Here is a 16,303-nt window from a genome sequence, read left to right on the forward strand (position 1 = left end):
GTGGTCAGATAGCTTCGAAATCTCCGGCCTTGACGCCCGCCACGAACGAGGCGAACGAGGCGACCGGGAAGGACAGCGTGGGGCCGCTCAGATCCTTCGAGTCGCGGACCGGGACTGCGCCGGTAGCGGCTGCATGATTCGGAGCCCACTCGACACAGGAACCCCCGTTGTTGCTGTAGGAGGACTTGAGCCAGAGAGCGGGGGGAGAGTCAGTCGTCACGGGGTGCCCTTTCGTACCTCGTTGATCATGGCCACGGACGCCGTCTGGGAGAGCGATTCGGCCTGTAGCTGATGGTAGGCCCTCACCAGCGGCAACACTGAGTTGAGTTCGCGGTCCAGGTGCCCCTGGGTCTGCGACTCAACGTAGGAGATTACGGACCGGTCTTGGAGGGTCAGCAGATTCACCAAGCGATCGAAGGTCCGACGCTCCCCAAGGTCGAAGGGGGCGAGTTGAAGCATGGTGTTCGGCTGCTCGGCAAAGTCGATCAGACGCTGCAACTGCGCGTCCATAACCGCTGGACCACCGACCGGCCGAAGGATGCAACTCTCGTCCAGCACCGCGATCACCAACGGCGGCACCGGGCGAACTAACGCCGCCTGCCGCTCCATGAGGAACGAGACTCGCTCCTCTGCCTGTTCACGCGTGATGACTCCCCGCCTGACAGAGCTTCCAGCAAGGGCCTGCGCGTACTCTCGCGTCTGCAGTGGACCGGGAATCACGCCGCACTCAAACAGCCTGATCTCTGCTGCTCGTCCCTCGTACCCCACATACTCCGGGAACCCCTCCAGGAGACTTCCGTTCCGTAGCCCTCCCCACGCGCGTTCGAACGATTCGGCGGTCCCGGCGAGTCCGAGGGCAACATCGACGCTGCGTGAAAACTTGCGGCTCGGCGGTTTGTTGTCAGTTTCGACGCCTGAGATGTGCCGTCCCGAGTAGCCCATCAGTGCGCCAAGCTCATCCTGCTTCAGGCCACGTGCCTCCCGTGCCTTGCGCAGGCGTGCACCGAACGCTGCCCGGGGGCTTCGGCTCGGGTTCAACTCCTTGATGTTTACCAACGTTCCCTCCGTTTTCAGAACATTGAATACGGCCTGACCGTAGGCCACGCTGGGCCGCCTTGGTAGTGGGATGACTACGGAGAGGCACGATCGTGTGCGCAGAAGCCGACCCCCTGAGCGGACACGCTCACCCCGCACCCACCCCCGGCACGCTCATGGTGGACATAGGCCGAGGCAACCAAGTAGGCGAGTTCCGGGGCCTCGCCGGCCCGTACTGGTCGCTGCGACCGGTCTGCGGCGGACAGGAATGGGAGGCCGAGCCCGAGCACGTACGCCTCGCGGACCCCATAGAGCGGCTGCGCGCCCAGAACGCGCGGTGCAACGCACGGAGCCGGGGTGAGGTGCTGTGACAGCTCCGACGGACGACCTGCGCTCCGAGTTGGACCGCATCGCATCGGACCCCGAAACCCGCGCGCTGTTCCGCACCGAGCTGGACCGTGCGATTGCCGAACACGTGGCGAAAGCAGCCGAGTTGACAGCCTTCACAGAAGCAGCGGCCGAAGCGCTGCACGCGTTGGTCCGGCTCCCGGCCGGGGAGCAGGCCGCGTGAGCGGCGTCCCCTACGCGGCGGAGATCACCGCGACGACCGGCGGGAGGCCCGTCTCTCTCGGCCGGGCCATCCTGCCGAACCGTCGGCTCGCACTCCGGTGGCTGCGACGGCAGGCGCACCGTCTCGCGGACGGGCTCGGCGCCCCCGAGCCCGAACCGTCGATCAGCTTTCGCAGCCCCGCCGTTCCGGACGGGCTACGGGCGTGGGCAGAGGCCCCTGACCAGCAGGAGCACGCGATGGCGCGGCTGGCGGCCGGGGGCCCCGATGTGCTCACCGTGCTCGACCCGGCGGCGGGGCTGCTGGTGACGCTCGCCGGTTGGCCCGTCCGACAACGCCGCGCCGCAGCCGGGTACGGCGCTCCCGAGCCCCCTCCCCACCCGTACCCGCGCGCTGCCGCGCATCGCGCGGGCCGGGCCCCACGTTCCCTCGACCGGAGGCCGTACGGTGATCCACTGCAATTCCCGCGTCTGTCCGCCCTGGTTCGAGACCGCGCAGGCTCATCAGCAGGCGGGTAGTCCAGTACTCCCCCACTCCCTGGTCTGCGAACTGGCCCAGGGGCATTCCGACGAGCACGCCGGTCATCTGGAGGACATGGGGCGCGGCACCTTCGACGTTTGGGTGCGCTGGAACGGCGACGAATTCACCTACGTCTGTGCCGCGCCGTGCGAGATGGTCGACCCAACTCTCTCTCCCCACCGGCAACAGGCCTGCATGCTGTTCGTCGACCACGCGCCGGGCCACTCCTGGGAGTTCGAGGATCTCCTGCACGACTGAAGCCCGCCACCCCGGGTGCCCTGACATTCATGGACGCCCGGGCAACCGACTCGGTGCAGGAGTACCCATTGCCTCTGACAGTTCCCGGGGTCTGACCCAATACTCCCGACGACGGGTCCCCCATGGCTCGGAAGTCGGATCGGTGCGTGGCCACTCGACCGACGTTCCGGTTCACGCAAGCGTGATTTGCTCCCGGCCAACGTGCTCCAGTTCATCCCCCGCCCGAACGGTGAGGCCAACGGTGGCAACAGCGGCACGTGAAGCACTCGCGAAGAGTCGATCACCGATCCCTACAGAGATGCTCCCGGATTGAAGCCGCAGGGCCCCCGGTGCGGTTCAGGGGTTTCGTTCGTGGGTCGGAGTGTCAGCCCGGTGGGTTAGACCGTGAGCCTCACGGCCTCGAACCAGTGGTCGTTTGCGGTGGTGCCGACGAACATGTACTCGGGGCGCTTGTTCTTGCAGATCTGTGGGCCCCAGCCACCACCGCCCATCTTGGCCGTGTGGCAGACGGAGCCGTCACCGATGTTCATGGCGAAGCCCGTCAGGAATGGGGCGCCCTTCTTCGAGCTGCCGATGTAGTTGTTCTTGCCGTCCGCGACGACGGCCGTCCAGTTCGGGGCCCATTTGGAATTGCCGCCCGTCGAACCCGGGTCGTGCAGCAAGGCGTTGGCGGAGGAGCCTTCGACGTTCCACACCGCGATGTTGAGGGCCGTGATCTTCTTGCCCTGGTCCGTCGTGCCGGTGATGGTCCCGTCGCACACCGGCTGCTGCCAGCCGTGTCCTGCCACGAAGGCCCGGTAGCAGATGTGTCGCCCGTGGGGGTCGTTCTTCGCGAGGCTGTTCATAACGCTGGCGGCCGTCCCCGGCGGTGCTTTCGCCGTCACAGTGGCCGTGGGCCGGGTCGCGGGCGCCTTCGGCGGCGGTGGCGGGGCGATCGCCGCCTTGAGGGTCGGTGTGGTGGACGGCCTCACCGTCTCTTTCTTCTTCTCCTTCTCCTTCTTCTTCTCACTCGGTGTCACGGAGGGCTTCGGTGACTCGCTGGTGTAGGTCTCCGGGGGCACAGGGCGTTCGCTGTTCAGAACCGTGCCCGCCGCGTTCTGTGTCTGCTCCTTCTCGGGCTTGCGGTCGTTCTGGCCCGCCACGAGGAACGGCACCGAGATCAGTACCGCACCGGCGATCGCCGCCGCGGCCAGCATCGGCTTCTTCAGACGGCCGTTGGGCGGTACGTCGTCCGCGTGCGTACCCGCGCCGCCGCCGCCGTCTCCCGCCGCTGCCGCAGCGGCGGCGGCGGGCGGGGTCCCCCCGACGGTGCGGGTGGTGGCGGGCGCTACGGCCGGGTCAGGGTCCGGGTCCGGGTCCGGGGACGCGGACGATGCCGACGTCGCCGAAGTGGCCCCGGCCTCCGCGGAGGTGGTCGACGTGGCTTCGGAGGGCTCCTCCGCCGCCGGCTCCGGAGTGCCGCCGGCCCGCGCGGCACCGACGGCCGAAGAGGCACCGGCGGCGCCCTCGCCACCCGCCTGTTCCTCGGTCTCCTTCTGGCTGCCCGCGGCCTCGGGAGCCTCGTGGCCGGAGCCCTCGCTCTCCTCGCTCTCGCTCGAAGGGCTGCGCGCGCCCGCGTCCGGGCCGGCCGCAGGGAAGGAGGTGTCCTTGCCGTTGCGTGATCCGCCCGGCATCAGGGCGTCGCCGGGGTCTCCGGCCGTTCCTCGCATCGGAACCGCCCGGCGGACAGACACCGGTGAACTCGCGGACGGGTCGACTGCCCCGGAGGCGCCTGCGGATGCGTCCGGCCGCGACGGTATGTGGCTGGAAGGATCATGCTCGCGTGCCATGCGGTTCCTTACTCAAGTCTCGGTTGGGGCTCATGTCACGACCCGGTGCCCACGGCGCCCGCCCATGACTGGAATTCATCCGATCCAGCCGTTCCGGGGGAGCGAAGGGCCGGGCGGGGCAGACGACTTCGCAGGAGGCAAAACCCATCGACAGGCGATCGGCAGGCCAGTGCACCGGGCACGCGCCGGCGTGCGGTGGCGCGAGGCAAGCCCGAACGGCCCGGTTCCGGAACGACCGTACAGGAACTGCGTAGACCATGGTCGGCCGATCGGGCTCAAGGGCGTCAACGTCGTCGGTGTCGCCACAGCTTCACGCCTGCAGCGGAAGACAGTTCCGATCCCGGACCAATCCGGTATTCCCAACTCGCTTCTGGATTCGTCGGTTGCTCGTTTCGAGAGGTTCGAGAGGTTCGAGATCATCGCGATGCGGATCATGCTTTCGGAGTGTGCGGGTTGGTCTCGTAGTCGCGGGCGAGGCGGCGGTGCATCATGATCCAGGCGGTTGGGTCGGCCGCGCGGTGAGGTGCTCGCCGTGGACGAGTCCGGTTCCGCGCGGCCTCCCGCCGAACCGGACATGACGGTTTCCCTGTCATCCGGCTCTCCAGTGACTACGGCGTGAGTGTTCTGACCGGCTGTTCCGAGTGGATGCGGTCGTGGCAGACGTCGCAGGCCACGACCGTTTTGCGGCGTCGTTGGAGCATGACGCGTGCCGAGTACTGCGGCACCGTCGCACCGTGGTGGGCACAGGTCCACGGTTCAGTAACGGAGGAGTGCACCGTCCGCAGTGGTGAGGTGGTCGAAGGCGGCGGACGCGTGGTCGCTCAGTTGCCTGATCTGAGCGTCGGTGTACCAGGCCCTGCTGTAGGTGAGATCGACGGCCAGCCGTGCCTGGTAGCGGCTGACGACGGCGAAGATCATCGGTACGTGGCCGAGCGGAGCCAGGCGCACATCGCTGACCCGCAGGCCCTCGGGGAGGGCGGGTTCGGTGATGGTGCCCACGTTGGTGATGACGAGGCTGGGCGGGTGCTGGTCGAGCATGTAGGGGAAGGCCGCCAGTTCCATCGCCGCGGCCCCGCTGTCCAGGTCTGCCTTCAGCCGGGCGGCCAGGTCCTGCCCGACCGCGACGGGGTCGGCCTCCCCGCTGACCTCCAGGCGGATGGACGTGGTGGTCGCGGCGGACTGCAGTACCTCGGCCGGCAGGGGCGGGGTGAGCCTGCGGCGCATGTCGACCGCGGTGGTGCACAGCAGCCGGGCCGGGCCGTCCTGATTCGGCAGCAGGGAGCGCAGGCTGGTCAACAGGACTCCCGAGACCAGGGAGTTGACCGACAGCGAGGCCTCCCTCGCGCGCCGCACCAGCCCCTCGCACCGGTCGCCGTCGAGATCGATCCCGATGACGCGGAGGCTCATGTCCTCCCCGGGGCCACCGTCGTGGGAGGCGAGGGCGGGCACGAGTGCGGGCGGCCTCTCGGCATCCAGCCGCGCGCGTTCGGCCACGAAGTCCCGCAACTGCGCGGAGGTGAAGCGGGGAGCGAGCAGGTCGTCCAGGGCCGGTCCCAGGACCGGCTGGATCAGGCCTGCGGAGACGGGGCGGCCGGTGGCCAGCGAGGTGTAGGTGTCCCACAGGCGCTGGTGGAGGGAGAGGTAGCTCATCCCGTCCGAGAACGCCCTCGGCAGGCTCAACACCACCCGGGTACGTCCCGGCTCCCGCACCACGGTTGCCCGCAGCAGCGGACCCTGATCCCAGGCGAGAGGGGCGTTGATCTCCTCGTCGAAATCGGCGCCGTGCCCGAGAACCGGCCCCGCGTCCGCGTCCGGGATGACGACCAGCGGCTGGTTCCCCGGCCCCTGGGTGATCTTTCCAGTGAGCAGCGGCGTACTGGCTTGCAGGTGGGCCAGGGCCTGCGCGAGGACCGCGTCGTCCAGATCACCCGCCACGTCACAGGACAGGACAAGCCGCACACCGGCCGCGGTGATGGCCGCCTCGTGCGGCGCGAGCGAACGCTCCACGGTGAACCCCTCTCGTAGGACCGCTGCACCATCGCGCAACAGGGCACCGCTTCGGGGCCGAAGAGCCGGATGTCCCCTCGGACGGATGAACGCTCCGACATGCGGTCGCGGCGCCTTCGACGTACGGGTGCGCTGCGCCGGAACGGCGACTGCTTCACCTACGTCTGTGCCGCACAGTGCGAGATGGTGGACCCGGCCCTCGCTCCCCACCGGCAACAGGACTGCCTGCTGTTCGTCGACCACACGCCGGGACACTCCGGGGAGTTCGAGGACCTTCTGCACGACTGGGAGTAGGTCAGTCGATGCCTTCGACGATACGGAAGTCGCGCTCGACGCCGTCGGAAAGTGCGACCAGCGCCTCCTGGTAGGCCGCGCTCTCGTACGCCGCGACGGCCTGCTCGAAGCTGTCGAACTCGATCAGGACGGTGCGCTCGGGGATTCCGGCGCCATGCGCCACGACCCGACCGCCACGGGCGAAGATCCGACCGCCCCCGGCCTTGACGGCCGTGGGGGCAAGCTTGTTGTAGGCGGCCAGCTTCTCGGGGTCCGAGATGGTGCGGTAGGCGCTGACCCAGTAGCCCTTGGGCATGGAACCTCCAGTGTGGGGACGAGTACGTCCGACTTACGGGTTGGTGGTCGGTAGGAGCGGAACGTAGTCACCGCGCGGGGAACGGGGTACCCCAGGGTTCCTCTTCCAGCAGGAGGCCGTTGGCCAGGTAGCTGATGGTTCGGTACCAGCCGACCAGTACGAGCAGTTCAAGTAACTGGGCCTCTTCGTAGGACCTGCGCAGGGCATCCCAGGTGGACTGGGTGAGCCGGTTCGTGTCGTTCAGTTCGTCCACGGCGTGGAGCAGTGCCGTGTGGCGTGGCGACCATGGAGCGCCGACTGCTGCGTCGGGGTAGGTAGTTGCCCGGAGTTGTTGCGGGTCGAGTCCGGCCTGCGGGGCCAGGGTCGCGGCGTGGACGCCCCATTCGTAAGCGCAGGCGGATCGCGCGGTCACGCGGGCGATGACGATCTCCCGGTCGATGGCGGGGAGGAGCCCATGGCCAAGCAGACCGGCACCGAGGGCGAACATGCGTGAGGCCAGCTCCGGGTTACGGTGCAGTACGCGGAACAGCGCGAGGGGCTCGTGCGGCACACCCGGCGGCATCCATCGGCGGAGCGCCCGGTCGACGTCGGCGGGGTAGGGCGGGGTGAGCGGTTCTATGCGTGACATCGCGACACCTCCTGCTTCGATTTTCGAATCACTATGATGCTTCGATAACCGAAGCGCAAGGAGTGAGTATGGAAGCCAGCGCGCCACGTCCGGGTGTGCCAGTGCGAGGGTCCGAATCGGGTCGTCCGGTGATGGCCGCGCTCGACCTGCTCGGACGGCGTTGGACGATGCGGATCCTGTGGGAACTAAGTCAAGCTCCGGCCGGCTTCCGTGAGTTGCAGCGCCGATGCGAGCGCATGTCCTCCAGCGTGCTCAGTACCCGGATCGAGGAACTGTCCGGCGCCCGCCTGCTCGCCCCGGACGGCGACGGCTACCGCCTCACCCGGCTCGGCCAGGACCTTGTCGAGGCGCTGAGCCCGCTGGACGCCTGGAGCCGACGTTGGGCCGAGGAAACGGGACCCGCGACGGCAGGAGGACTGGAATGATCATCGCGTGGCCGGCCCGACACGGCAGCGGTGCCGTCCTGGACAGCCCCGTTCACCGGGCCGAACTCGCGTTCTTCAGGGATGGCGGTAACGGTTCCGCGACGCGCGGGTGCGGACGCCGTCGGCAAGGAGCGGGCGTGGAGCCTGTCTCCGGAGGACCGGACACGGTCAGAGATCATTTACGTGACAGCCCCAAGGGAGGCTTCTTCCAATGACCGCACAGCCCACGCGCCTTGAGCGCATCGGTCCCGAGACCGATGCGCTCAAGGACGTCTCTCCGTTCAAGCCTTCTCTCGTCAGAACGGTTTTCAGGGACGTGACCCCGATGCACGTCTCCCGGTCGGCCACGTGGGCCGCCGCGTCGGTGACGCGGACCGTGCTGACGGAGATCATCGACGCCGCGAGGGGAGCTGCGGCGGAGGAGGCCCGCAAGAAGCTGATACCCAGGGACCTCCTCTCGGCGATCGACCGGAACGTCGAGCTGGAGGTGGGCGGCAAGTGGTACGACCACAGCCCGACGTTCAAGGGCCTGAACGGTGTCATGTACGACGCCGAAGGTGTCATCGTGCCCCCTCGTAAGCGCAGCAGGTCGCGCAGACCGAGTGGTGTGGCCGGCGCCCACCGGTTCGAGGCCGGGGTCAAGCAGCTGCTGCGGAACCAGGGGGTGACGGCCGTCCCGGCGATGGTCCGCGACCTGGACGGAATCGCGAGCGTGTTCCTGACGGACCTCGCCCGGGATGCGGCCATGGTCGTCCGCGAGGGCGGGGTCAAACGCTTCGGCACGGTCACCCTCGTGACATCGGACGAACCGCCCCCGTCCACGTCCCCGTCTCTCCAGGATTCCCTCGGGGCCCTGTCCACCCGCCGAGGGGACGCGCGGACCATCGGCAGGGACGACGTCCTGGCCGCCACCACGATTCAGTTGTTCGGCGGCCGCATCCGGCAGCGAGCCCTCGTCGAGGCACACGCGGCGACACAGTCGTACAGCCTCACGCGCCTGGTCGCAGGACCGGCCGCGGCGGGAGAAATCGCAGACCCTCCGCCAGTACGGGAAATCGACCGGCAGGGCTGATCAGGCAACGGGCTTCCGGTCGCACCCGCACCTCCGCTCAACCGGCGGCTCCATGGGAAGAGATGACTCCGTATGGAACGGGTTGGGGCTTCACGAGACCTCGTACTCGGTTACGTCCACGCTCTGCACGCGATCGACGAGGCCATGAGGGTGGCGATGCCCTCGCTCGATCGACTGGCAGATGTCCTCGGCCAGGCCCGGTCGCGCCGGATCGGGCGGAGTGATCACATCGGCGCCTGCTCCTACACGGTTCATGGGGCAGGCTGCCGCTTCGTCAGCGACAACGGTATTGAGGTCGATGTGGACTTCGCGGCCGACGGGAGTGCAGTCTTCGACCTCTGGCGACTGCGCCGGTACGGGCTGAGCCTGCCGGATCCTGTTGACGTCACGGATGAGGACCTGCGGTCCGCAGTGCTGTCGCTGCAACCGCTTCTGACCGAGGTGCGGCCGGGGTGGTTCAGCGTCTCCGGCTGAACTCTCAGTACCAGCGGGCGGACCCGTGGAGGGCTTCAGGCACCCGTTTCCTGTAGCGCGGCAACGGCACGCGCGGCAACGGTGCCGATGGCGCGGCTGATCGCCGCGTCGTCCGAGCGGGGCCGGCACCGACCTGACGTCCGGCGCTCAGATCTCGTTGCCGGCCTCGCCGGCCTCAGTCCATTCGAGCAGCCGATCAATGAACGGAACGATGTCCTGCGGACACGAGATCACAAAATGCCGCGGAATGGCCTGTCCACTGTCCAGGTCAGCGACATCCAACTCCACTTCGCCTCCGCGCCACAGTGCGAGTCGCCCTCCCCGCACACCATTGAAGAGGTCCAGCCACATGACGGGATCACTGCCCGCACTTTCTGGGTTCTCTCCCGACTCGCACTCGATCCCTTGAGCCCCGAGTACAGCTTGGTGCGCGGCGATCCACCCTCGGAACATTGGCGTGAAGTCGGTATCTGTCACTTGGCCAGCAACCCTTCGATGTTCGGAGCGGACGATACCGAGCCGCCGCTCGCCTGTCGGGCGGATGCGGCCGGGTCGACCGGGTTCGCCACGGGAGTGCAGCCGTGCGGGAGGCTCACACCGCCCCCACCCGGCGCAGCCAGTCACCCACCAGCCGGTTCCAGTCGGAGCGGTCGAGATCGTGGTGTGCCGCTACGAACCGGGCGGCCGGAGGCTTCTCGTCCCAGGACTGGATGCCGTGACCGGAGCGTCGCAGCAGGACCTCGCAGCCGACCGCATTGGTGAGGAGGACGAGTTCGAGGCCCGTGCCGATCCCGTCCGTCGTGCGGTCCCGCAGTTCGAGCAACTGGTAGAAGTCGGAGGCCTGGTCGAGGTCCGGGATCCACTCCTCGACCAACCGCCCCGCCTCGCAGGCGTATCCGTGCCCGGCAAAGGCGTCGACGACGGCCGCGTGCAGGGGCAACGGCGAGACGTGCAGCAGGTCCTCGTCCGAACCGGGCCTGAGCGCGCTGTCGTCCACGCGCGTCCGCAGTTCCAGGACGATCACCGGCGCACGCCCCGCCACCTCGGTAAAGGGCGTCGCCCAGGGCAGCCGGACCGTGAAGGGCACGACGACCTCCTCCCCCCTCGAGACCGGGAAGGGGCCGTACGCATAGCCGCGGTTGATCTCGTCGTCACCGGCACGGGCACCGGGGGCGGCGGGCCAGGTCGCCAGCACCTCGAAGGAGAAGCCCTGGATCTCCGTGCCGAGCAGGCCGCCCCGGACCACCACCCGACCGGGGACCGTGTCTCCAGGACGCACGACGCCGGCGAGCACCTGCGCGTCGACGTCCACCGGGCCTCCGCCCGCCCGTGCAAGCATTCGAGTGAACATTCCCGCAGCATACGATCACCGGCGGCAGACGCGACGGGCACACGGCCGGCTGCCTGCCACGCGGCCAAGCGGCCAAGCGGCCTTGCCCGTGCGGACGGTGGCCGGCTGTCGACCGTCGCGGAAGGGGTTACTTCACGTCCACGTAGTCCACCGCGGAGGTGACCGCCGGGGTCGTGGGCGTGCCGGCGAAGGAGTAGCGGAAGTAGCCGTCCGACGTGGCCTTCGTCGTCGTCCTGAGGTTGCCCTTGCTGTCCGTCTTCACGGTCTTGAGGGTCTTGTAGGTGCTCGTTCCCTTCTTTTTGAACTGGAGCTTCACCGACTGCTTGGTGTAGCCCGCGTACTTGTAGGTCACCCAGTTGGCGCGGGTCAGGGCGCCCGTGACGGTGATCGTCTTGTTCTTCTTCACCGGCTCCGGCGAGGCGTTGACCGTCAGCCTGGAGTTGCGCAGGACCTTAGCCTTGGCGGCCGAATCCTTGCCGATGTAGTCACCGTCGTTGGCCATCGCGTAGGCGCTCACGGTCCAGGTCCCGGCCGTGGTGTTGTCCTGGGGTTCGATGCGCGGGTTGATCGTCATCGCGTAGGTGCAGGTGGTCGTGGTGAAGCTCTGACGCACGCACTTGCCCAGGATGTTGTCAGGGGTCACGAGACCGTAGGCGTCGCCGTTCGGCAGGGCTGTGTGCCACATGACCGGGAAGGTCTTCCCGACTTCGATGCCCGAGTCGTCCGTGGCGGTCACCGCGATGGTGAACCTCTTCACGTCCGTGGTCCCCAGGACGATGTTCTTCCCGCCGTTGACGACCACCTTCGTGATCTTGACATCGCCCGAGACCTCGTCCGCCTGGGCGGCCCCCGGAATCGCGAGCGCGGACAGGGCGAGTGCCCCGGCGAAGGCTGCCAGGGTGGTGCGGTGACGCATGAAAGCGGTCCCCTATGTTCCGGCGCCGCAGGAACCCCTGGGCGCAGCTGACCGAGCCCACCCGGTACGCGGATGGCAGGGGTATGACCACCGGTCCACGCGAATGGTTGTCCTCCGGGAGCCCGCGGTGAGCGCCGCGCTCACGCCGCGCTCTGGCCCGAAGGAACGCCGTCGACCGAGTCCGCACCCCTTCGGAGTGTGTTACACAGGGGATAATCAGAGGGGTATTTTGCAGCAGCTCAAGCTCGGAATCGTGTCGCAGGCCCGTAAAGAGAACGAACACCGTCTGCCGATCCACCCGGCGCACTTCGAACGCATCGACGCCGACCTCCGCCCCAGCATCTTTCTGCAGACCGGATACGGAGAGCACTTCGGTGTCCCGGACTCCCAGCTCGCACCGCACGTGGCCGGTTTCCGCTCACGCGAGGAGCTGATCGCCGAGAGCGACGTCATCCTGCTGGCCAAACCGCTGCACGAGGACGTGGCGGAGCTGCGGGACGGGCAGGTGCTGTGGGGGTGGCCGCACTGCGTGCAGGACGAGAAGGTCACGCAGGCCGCCATCGACCGCAGGCTCACCCTGATCGCCTTCGAGGCGATGCACCACTGGACCTCGAAGGGCGGGTTCAACCTGCACGTCTTCCACAAGAACAACGAGTTGGCCGGCTACTCGTCGGTGCTGCACGCCATGCAGCTGACCGGGGCGACCGGTGACTACGGGCGTCGGCGGCGTGCGGCGGTGATCGGCTTCGGCGCCACCGCTCGCGGCGCGGTGACCGCTCTCAGCGCGCTGGGCGTGCACGACGTGGACGTGCTCACCGCCCGCGGCACCACCGCCGTCAGCTCACCGATCCACTCGGCACGGATCGTGCGCTTCGACCACGACGTGGCCGACGACACCCTCGACCCGCGGCGCAGCATCGCGCTCACCGAGGACGGTCCGGAGCCGCTGGCCGAGTTCCTGGCCGGGCACGACATCATCGTCAACTGCGTGCTCCAGGACACCGCCGCGCCGCTGATGTTCCTGATACAGGAGGACCTGCCGAAGCTCGCGCCCGGCACCCTCGTCATCGATGTCTCCTGCGACGAGGGCATGGGTTTCGCCTGGGCCCGGCCCACGACCTTCAGCGAGCCGATGTTCACCGTCGGAGAAAACGTCCACTACTACGCCGTGGACCACAGCCCCTCCTACCTGTGGGACGCGGCCACCTGGGAGAACAGCGAGGCGCTGATCCCGTTCCTGCGGACGGTCCTCGAAGGGCCGGACGGCTGGGACGGTGACCGCACCATCAGCCGGGCGATCGAGATCCGCGGCGGCACCGTGCAGAACCCCGCGGTCCTGGCCTTCCAGAACCGCGCCGAGCAGTACCCGCACGCGCGGCTCTGAACCGACGCGGCCCGGTCGGCGGCAGACCCACTCCGGGTACGCCCCCGACCGGCCGCCCCGGCGACCCCGGCCGGTCGGGGCGCCCCAACGCCCCACCCCCCATACCCTGTTCCCCGTGAACGAGATGCCGCAGGATCACCGGCCGGTCAAGTCCGTACGAGTGCTGCTCGCAGAGGACCAGGGGATGATGCGGGGCGCGCTCGCCCTGTTGCTCGGGCTCGAACCGGACATCGAGGTGGTGGCCCAGGTCGGGGCCGGGGACGAGATCGTGGCGGCGGCCGTCACCTCGCGGCCCGATGTGGCGTTGCTGGACATCGAGTTGCCAGGGCGCAGCGGCCTGGACGCGGCCGCCGATCTCCGGGAGGAGGTGCCGGACTGCCGGGTGCTGATCCTCACCACGTTCGGGCGGCCCGGGTATCTGCGGCGGGCGATGGAGGCGGGGGCGGCGGGGTTCCTGGTGAAGGACGGGCCGGTCGAGGACCTGGCGGAGGCGATCCGGCGGGTGCTGGCCGGGGAGACCGTCATCGACCCGGCGCTGGCCGCCGCCGCGCTGAGCGCGGGCCCCAGTCCGCTGACCGCCCGGGAGCGCGATGCGCTGATGGCCTCGGTGGACGGGGCGACGGTCGCGGACATCGCGGCGAAGCTGCACCTGTCGGAGTCGACGGTGCGCAACTACCTCTCGTCCGCGATCGGCAAGACCGCCACCCGTAACCGGATGGAGGCGGTCCGGGCCGCGCGGCAGCAGGGCTGGCTCTGAGGGCCGGTCCGGGAAGGCCGTGCAGCGCCGTACGGACGACCGGTGGCGCGGCATCCGGAGAATCATCAGCCGCACGCCGCCCAGCAGGAACGGACCCGACGTCCGGAAGGCCAAGGCGTAGCCGCGGGTGGCACCAGGCCGGTGCCGGTGACGTCGAAGCCCATGGCCGTTGCCCACCCGCGGGGGCGGGCGGTCGCCCGACTGCTCGACCGGTCGTCCGCTCCAGGCCCCCCGCGGCGAGCCGGTCACCGGGTGTGACTCGGCACGGAGGGGGCCCGGCACCCGACTGGTGGATCCACGACGGGCCGTTCAGGCGGCCTGCAGTCCCTTACCTTGTTCGGAGGCCGTCCTCGGGGAGCCGACGGGGAAGATCGTGGTGTGCTCCCCGAGCAGCGCGTCGGCGATGCACAGGGCCTGCGGCACGTCACGGGTGCCGGTCATGACGCACAGGGTGTAGGCGGCGTCCTCGACCGCTCCCGCCGTGGAGTCTGTGGGGAAGCGGTCGTCGTGGATGCGGGCGTCGGCATAGCGGGCCAGGGCTACACGCAGGTCCTGCGGGCTGGGGTTCAGCACGGTGAAGTACTCCTCATAGTCCGGTGTCGGGGCAGTGCCCCGGGCGGAGAGACCGCCTGTCATGGGATACCCGCTGCTGTCCGGCTGTGTGGATGCTCAGCGGCGCACGCGCCATTGCGAGACCCATCGGTCGCATGCCCCTGAACGCACCTGCCAATCAAGCGACTTGGAATTTCTTCGCACGTGTGGCCCGGCACACATGCCCGCCTGCCGCCTGACGCCCATGTAGTTCATGTGAGGGAGATCAGGGCGACGATGCTCTTGCCGCCCGGGTGGACGGTGACGGACACCTGCCTGGCGAGCCGACGCACCAGGGCCCAGCCGTAGCTCCCGGTGCGGCCGACCCCTGAGGTCTCGTTGCCGGCGTCGCAGCTGACCGGCAGGTCCGGGCCGGCGTCCGAGGGTTCAGCGCTGTACCGACGACCGGTGGCGCGGGAGCCAGAAGATCATCAGCAGCAGGCCGCCCAGCAGGACGGAGCCCGACGTCCGGAAGGCCAGGGCGTAGCCGGCCGTGAGGTCTGCCGGGCCCGTTCCGCCGTCCGTGCGGGCGGCGGCGACGGTGGAGAGCACGGCCAGGCCGAGCGCGCCGCCCATCGTGCGCGAGGTGTTGACGAGCCCGGAGACGAGTCCGGCCTCGCCGGGGGCCGCGCCCGAGATGGCCAGCGAGGCGAGCGGGGTGGCCGCGAGGCCGGTGCCGGCCATCATCAGGACGCCGGGCAGGCAGATCGAGGTGAGGTAGTCGCCGCCGGCGGTCATCGTGGACTGCCAGCCGAAGCCCGCGGCGGCGACCACCGTGCCGACGAGCGCCAGGTTCTTCGCTCCGACCCGGGCCATCAACCGAGGGGCGCACTTGGAGCCGATGACGATGGCCACCGAGGTCGGCATCAGGGCGAGTCCGGCCTCCATCGCGGAGTAGCCGAGCACGTTCTGCGCGTACACGGTCATGAAGTACCACATGGAGAACGTGGCCGAGCCGATCAGGAACATCGCCACGTTGGCCGAGGCCACCGCCCGTGCGCCGAGCACCCGCAGCGGCATCAGCGGTTTCGCCGTACGGGATTCCACCAGGACGAACAGGGCGAGCAGCGCCACTCCGCCGAGCAGCGGCAGCAGGGTCGCGGACGCGGTCCAGCCCGACTTCTCCGTCTGCACGATGCCGTACGCGACGGAGGCCAGGCCCGCCGTGACGAGCAGCGCGCCCGGGAAGTCGATCCGGCTCCGCTCGCCGGTCCGGCCCTCGGCCAGGTAGACCGCGGCGCCGGCGAGTACGAGCACACCGACCGGCACGTTGATCAGCAGCACCCACCGCCAGGAGAGCGCGTCGGTGAGCACTCCGCCGATCAGTCCGCCGGCCGCGCCGCCGCCCGCCCCGACCGCCATCCAGGTGCCGATGGCCCTGGCCCGTGCGGGTCCTTCGGGGACGGCCGCGGTGAGCAGGGTGAGGGTCGCGGGGGCGAGCACGGCGGCGCCGAGGCCTTGTGCGGCGCGGGCGGCGAGCAGCTGCCAGCCCTCCTGGGCGAGTCCGCCTGCCAGGGAGGCGGCGGTGAAGAGGCCGAGGCCGACGAGGAACATCAGCTTGCGGCCGTACAGGTCGGCGGCCCGCCCGCCGAGGAGCATGAACCCGGCGAACGCGATCGAGTAGGCGTTGAGCACCCATTGGAGCCCGGCGGTGCTCAGCCCCAGGTCCGTGCGCATGGAGGGGAGTGCGACGTTGACGACGGACACGTCGAGGACGACGAGGAACTGGCCGACGCAGGCGGCGAGCACCACCGCCCAGGTGCGGGTTCGGGTACGGCCGGTACGGCGTGTGGGCGTCGAGACGTCAACCATGGCGTCATACTCGCAGCCGCCCCGCACCCCGTACATCGGTTTCCGGACCGTACCGGCCTCGGTCCGGCGGCGTAGGTCTCCGGGGCTC

The 16,303-nt window shown here is 69.2% G+C and carries 20 protein-coding genes and 2 pseudogenes; 10 read left to right on the forward strand and 12 right to left on the reverse strand.

Annotated elements, in window-relative coordinates; translation table 11 throughout:
* Positions 1-4 precede the first annotated feature (4 nt).
* Positions 5-220 (reverse strand): DUF397 domain-containing protein, encoded by a 216-nt coding sequence (locus OG892_RS10670; RefSeq protein WP_073735778.1) that lies wholly within the window; start codon positions 218-220, stop codon positions 5-7.
* Positions 217-1,056, reverse strand: coding sequence for a helix-turn-helix transcriptional regulator (locus OG892_RS10675; RefSeq protein WP_073735779.1), 840 nt, complete (start codon positions 1,054-1,056; stop codon positions 217-219). The genes OG892_RS10670 and OG892_RS10675 overlap by 4 nt, the downstream gene beginning before the upstream one ends.
* 155 nt (positions 1,057-1,211) lie before the next feature.
* On the opposite strand from OG892_RS10675, the gene OG892_RS10680 reads away from it, so the two are divergent.
* From OG892_RS10680 to OG892_RS10690, 3 genes are all read left to right on the forward strand, one after another.
* Positions 1,212-1,406, forward strand: a complete 195-nt coding sequence (locus OG892_RS10680) for a hypothetical protein (protein WP_242436692.1) — start codon at positions 1,212-1,214, stop codon at positions 1,404-1,406.
* Positions 1,403-1,606 carry a hypothetical protein gene (locus tag OG892_RS10685; RefSeq protein ID WP_073735781.1) on the forward strand — a complete coding sequence of 68 codons (204 nt, stop codon included), beginning with the start codon at positions 1,403-1,405 and terminating at the stop codon, positions 1,604-1,606. The genes OG892_RS10680 and OG892_RS10685 overlap by 4 nt, the downstream gene beginning before the upstream one ends.
* Positions 1,607-2,050: 444 nt before the next feature.
* A complete protein-coding gene (locus OG892_RS10690; protein ID WP_199884408.1) occupies positions 2,051-2,380 on the forward strand; it encodes a hypothetical protein in 330 nt (109 codons plus the stop codon).
* Between the two features lie 377 nt (positions 2,381-2,757).
* Here OG892_RS10690 and OG892_RS10695 read toward each other — a convergent pair whose 3' ends face one another.
* The 3 genes and pseudogenes from OG892_RS10695 to OG892_RS10705 form a co-directional block, all read right to left on the reverse strand.
* Entirely contained in the window at positions 2,758-4,089 is a 1,332-nt protein-coding gene (locus OG892_RS10695) for a hydrogenase expression protein HypA (RefSeq protein ID WP_371628985.1), read from the reverse strand.
* Positions 4,090-4,581: 492 nt separating this feature from the next.
* A pseudogene (locus OG892_RS10700) lies at positions 4,582-4,706 on the reverse strand (IS5/IS1182 family transposase); the annotation flags it as partial.
* Between the two features lie 259 nt (positions 4,707-4,965).
* Complete coding sequence (locus OG892_RS10705) at positions 4,966-6,216, reverse strand: condensation protein (RefSeq protein ID WP_328867252.1); 1,251 nt, start codon at positions 6,214-6,216, stop codon at positions 4,966-4,968.
* Positions 6,217-6,315: 99 nt separating this feature from the next.
* On the opposite strand from OG892_RS10705, the gene OG892_RS10710 reads away from it, so the two are divergent.
* On the forward strand, positions 6,316-6,510 hold the full coding sequence (locus tag OG892_RS10710) for a hypothetical protein (RefSeq protein ID WP_371628986.1): 195 nt from the start codon (positions 6,316-6,318) through the stop codon (positions 6,508-6,510).
* A gap of 1 nt (position 6,511) precedes the next feature.
* Here the strand turns inward: OG892_RS10710 and OG892_RS10715 are convergent, their stop codons facing one another.
* On the reverse strand, positions 6,512-6,805 hold the full coding sequence (locus OG892_RS10715; protein WP_073735785.1) for a DUF1330 domain-containing protein: 294 nt from the start codon (positions 6,803-6,805) through the stop codon (positions 6,512-6,514).
* A 67-nt stretch (positions 6,806-6,872) separates the two neighbouring features.
* Positions 6,873-7,433 (reverse strand): carboxymuconolactone decarboxylase family protein, encoded by a 561-nt coding sequence (locus tag OG892_RS10720; protein ID WP_371628987.1) that lies wholly within the window; start codon positions 7,431-7,433, stop codon positions 6,873-6,875.
* A gap of 68 nt (positions 7,434-7,501) precedes the next feature.
* On the opposite strand from OG892_RS10720, the gene OG892_RS10725 reads away from it, so the two are divergent.
* From OG892_RS10725 to OG892_RS10740, 4 genes and pseudogenes are all read left to right on the forward strand, one after another.
* The gene (locus tag OG892_RS10725; RefSeq protein ID WP_073735787.1) at positions 7,502-7,858 is read left to right on the forward strand and encodes a helix-turn-helix domain-containing protein; all 357 of its coding nucleotides are present in this window, start codon (positions 7,502-7,504) and stop codon (positions 7,856-7,858) included.
* Between the two features lie 30 nt (positions 7,859-7,888).
* A pseudogene (locus OG892_RS10730) lies at positions 7,889-8,020 on the forward strand (IS5/IS1182 family transposase); the annotation flags it as partial.
* A 49-nt stretch (positions 8,021-8,069) separates the two neighbouring features.
* A complete protein-coding gene (locus tag OG892_RS10735) occupies positions 8,070-8,930 on the forward strand; it encodes a hypothetical protein (protein WP_371628988.1) in 861 nt (286 codons plus the stop codon).
* Between the two features lie 72 nt (positions 8,931-9,002).
* Positions 9,003-9,404: a hypothetical protein gene (locus tag OG892_RS10740; protein WP_371628989.1), complete on the forward strand. Its 402-nt coding sequence runs from the start codon at positions 9,003-9,005 to the stop codon at positions 9,402-9,404.
* A gap of 147 nt (positions 9,405-9,551) precedes the next feature.
* Here the strand turns inward: OG892_RS10740 and OG892_RS10745 are convergent, their stop codons facing one another.
* From OG892_RS10745 to OG892_RS10755, 3 genes are all read right to left on the reverse strand, one after another.
* Complete coding sequence (locus OG892_RS10745; RefSeq protein WP_371628990.1) at positions 9,552-9,881, reverse strand: hypothetical protein; 330 nt, start codon at positions 9,879-9,881, stop codon at positions 9,552-9,554.
* 115 nt (positions 9,882-9,996) lie between these two features.
* Complete coding sequence (locus OG892_RS10750; RefSeq protein ID WP_371628991.1) at positions 9,997-10,755, reverse strand: sporulation protein; 759 nt, start codon at positions 10,753-10,755, stop codon at positions 9,997-9,999.
* Between the two features lie 127 nt (positions 10,756-10,882).
* The gene (locus tag OG892_RS10755) at positions 10,883-11,671 is read right to left on the reverse strand and encodes a calcium-binding protein (RefSeq protein ID WP_371628992.1); all 789 of its coding nucleotides are present in this window, start codon (positions 11,669-11,671) and stop codon (positions 10,883-10,885) included.
* Positions 11,672-11,900: 229 nt separating this feature from the next.
* Between OG892_RS10755 and OG892_RS10760 the strand changes: the two genes are divergently transcribed.
* Together OG892_RS10760 and OG892_RS10765 are read left to right on the forward strand one after the other, a co-directional pair.
* Positions 11,901-13,055, forward strand: coding sequence for a N(5)-(carboxyethyl)ornithine synthase (locus OG892_RS10760; RefSeq protein ID WP_371628993.1), 1,155 nt, complete (start codon positions 11,901-11,903; stop codon positions 13,053-13,055).
* A gap of 124 nt (positions 13,056-13,179) precedes the next feature.
* Positions 13,180-13,812: a response regulator transcription factor gene (locus OG892_RS10765; RefSeq protein WP_073735792.1), complete on the forward strand. Its 633-nt coding sequence runs from the start codon at positions 13,180-13,182 to the stop codon at positions 13,810-13,812.
* A 309-nt stretch (positions 13,813-14,121) separates the two neighbouring features.
* Here the strand turns inward: OG892_RS10765 and OG892_RS10770 are convergent, their stop codons facing one another.
* Positions 14,122-14,385, reverse strand: a complete 264-nt coding sequence (locus tag OG892_RS10770; RefSeq protein WP_328867247.1) for a DUF5133 domain-containing protein — start codon at positions 14,383-14,385, stop codon at positions 14,122-14,124.
* 405 nt (positions 14,386-14,790) lie between these two features.
* A complete protein-coding gene (locus tag OG892_RS10775) occupies positions 14,791-16,215 on the reverse strand; it encodes an MFS transporter (RefSeq protein ID WP_073736000.1) in 1,425 nt (474 codons plus the stop codon).
* Between the last annotated feature and the right edge of the window lie 88 nt (positions 16,216-16,303).

Source organism: Streptomyces sp. NBC_00341 (assembly GCF_041435055.1).
Classification (GTDB): domain Bacteria; phylum Actinomycetota; class Actinomycetes; order Streptomycetales; family Streptomycetaceae; genus Streptomyces.

Bases quoted from the DNA above. Each gene is read 5' to 3' on its own strand.
- OG892_RS10680 (WP_242436692.1), top strand. From the start codon at position 1,212: ATGGTGGACATAGGCCGAGGCAACCAAGTAGGCGAGTTCCGGGGCCTC.
- OG892_RS10695 (WP_371628985.1), bottom strand. From the start codon at position 4,089: ATGCGAGGAACGGCCGGAGACCCCGGCGACGCCCTGATGCCGGGCGGA.
- OG892_RS10710 (WP_371628986.1), top strand. From the start codon at position 6,316: ATGCGGTCGCGGCGCCTTCGACGTACGGGTGCGCTGCGCCGGAACGGC.
- OG892_RS10715 (WP_073735785.1), bottom strand. From the start codon at position 6,805: ATGCCCAAGGGCTACTGGGTCAGCGCCTACCGCACCATCTCGGACCCC.
- OG892_RS10720 (WP_371628987.1), bottom strand. From the start codon at position 7,433: ATGTCACGCATAGAACCGCTCACCCCGCCCTACCCCGCCGACGTCGAC.
- OG892_RS10725 (WP_073735787.1), top strand. From the start codon at position 7,502: ATGGAAGCCAGCGCGCCACGTCCGGGTGTGCCAGTGCGAGGGTCCGAA.
- OG892_RS10735 (WP_371628988.1), top strand. From the start codon at position 8,070: ATGACCGCACAGCCCACGCGCCTTGAGCGCATCGGTCCCGAGACCGAT.
- OG892_RS10740 (WP_371628989.1), top strand. From the start codon at position 9,003: ATGGAACGGGTTGGGGCTTCACGAGACCTCGTACTCGGTTACGTCCAC.
- OG892_RS10750 (WP_371628991.1), bottom strand. From the start codon at position 10,755: ATGTTCACTCGAATGCTTGCACGGGCGGGCGGAGGCCCGGTGGACGTC.
- OG892_RS10755 (WP_371628992.1), bottom strand. From the start codon at position 11,671: ATGCGTCACCGCACCACCCTGGCAGCCTTCGCCGGGGCACTCGCCCTG.
- OG892_RS10765 (WP_073735792.1), top strand. From the start codon at position 13,180: ATGCCGCAGGATCACCGGCCGGTCAAGTCCGTACGAGTGCTGCTCGCA.
- OG892_RS10775 (WP_073736000.1), bottom strand. From the start codon at position 16,215: ATGGTTGACGTCTCGACGCCCACACGCCGTACCGGCCGTACCCGAACC.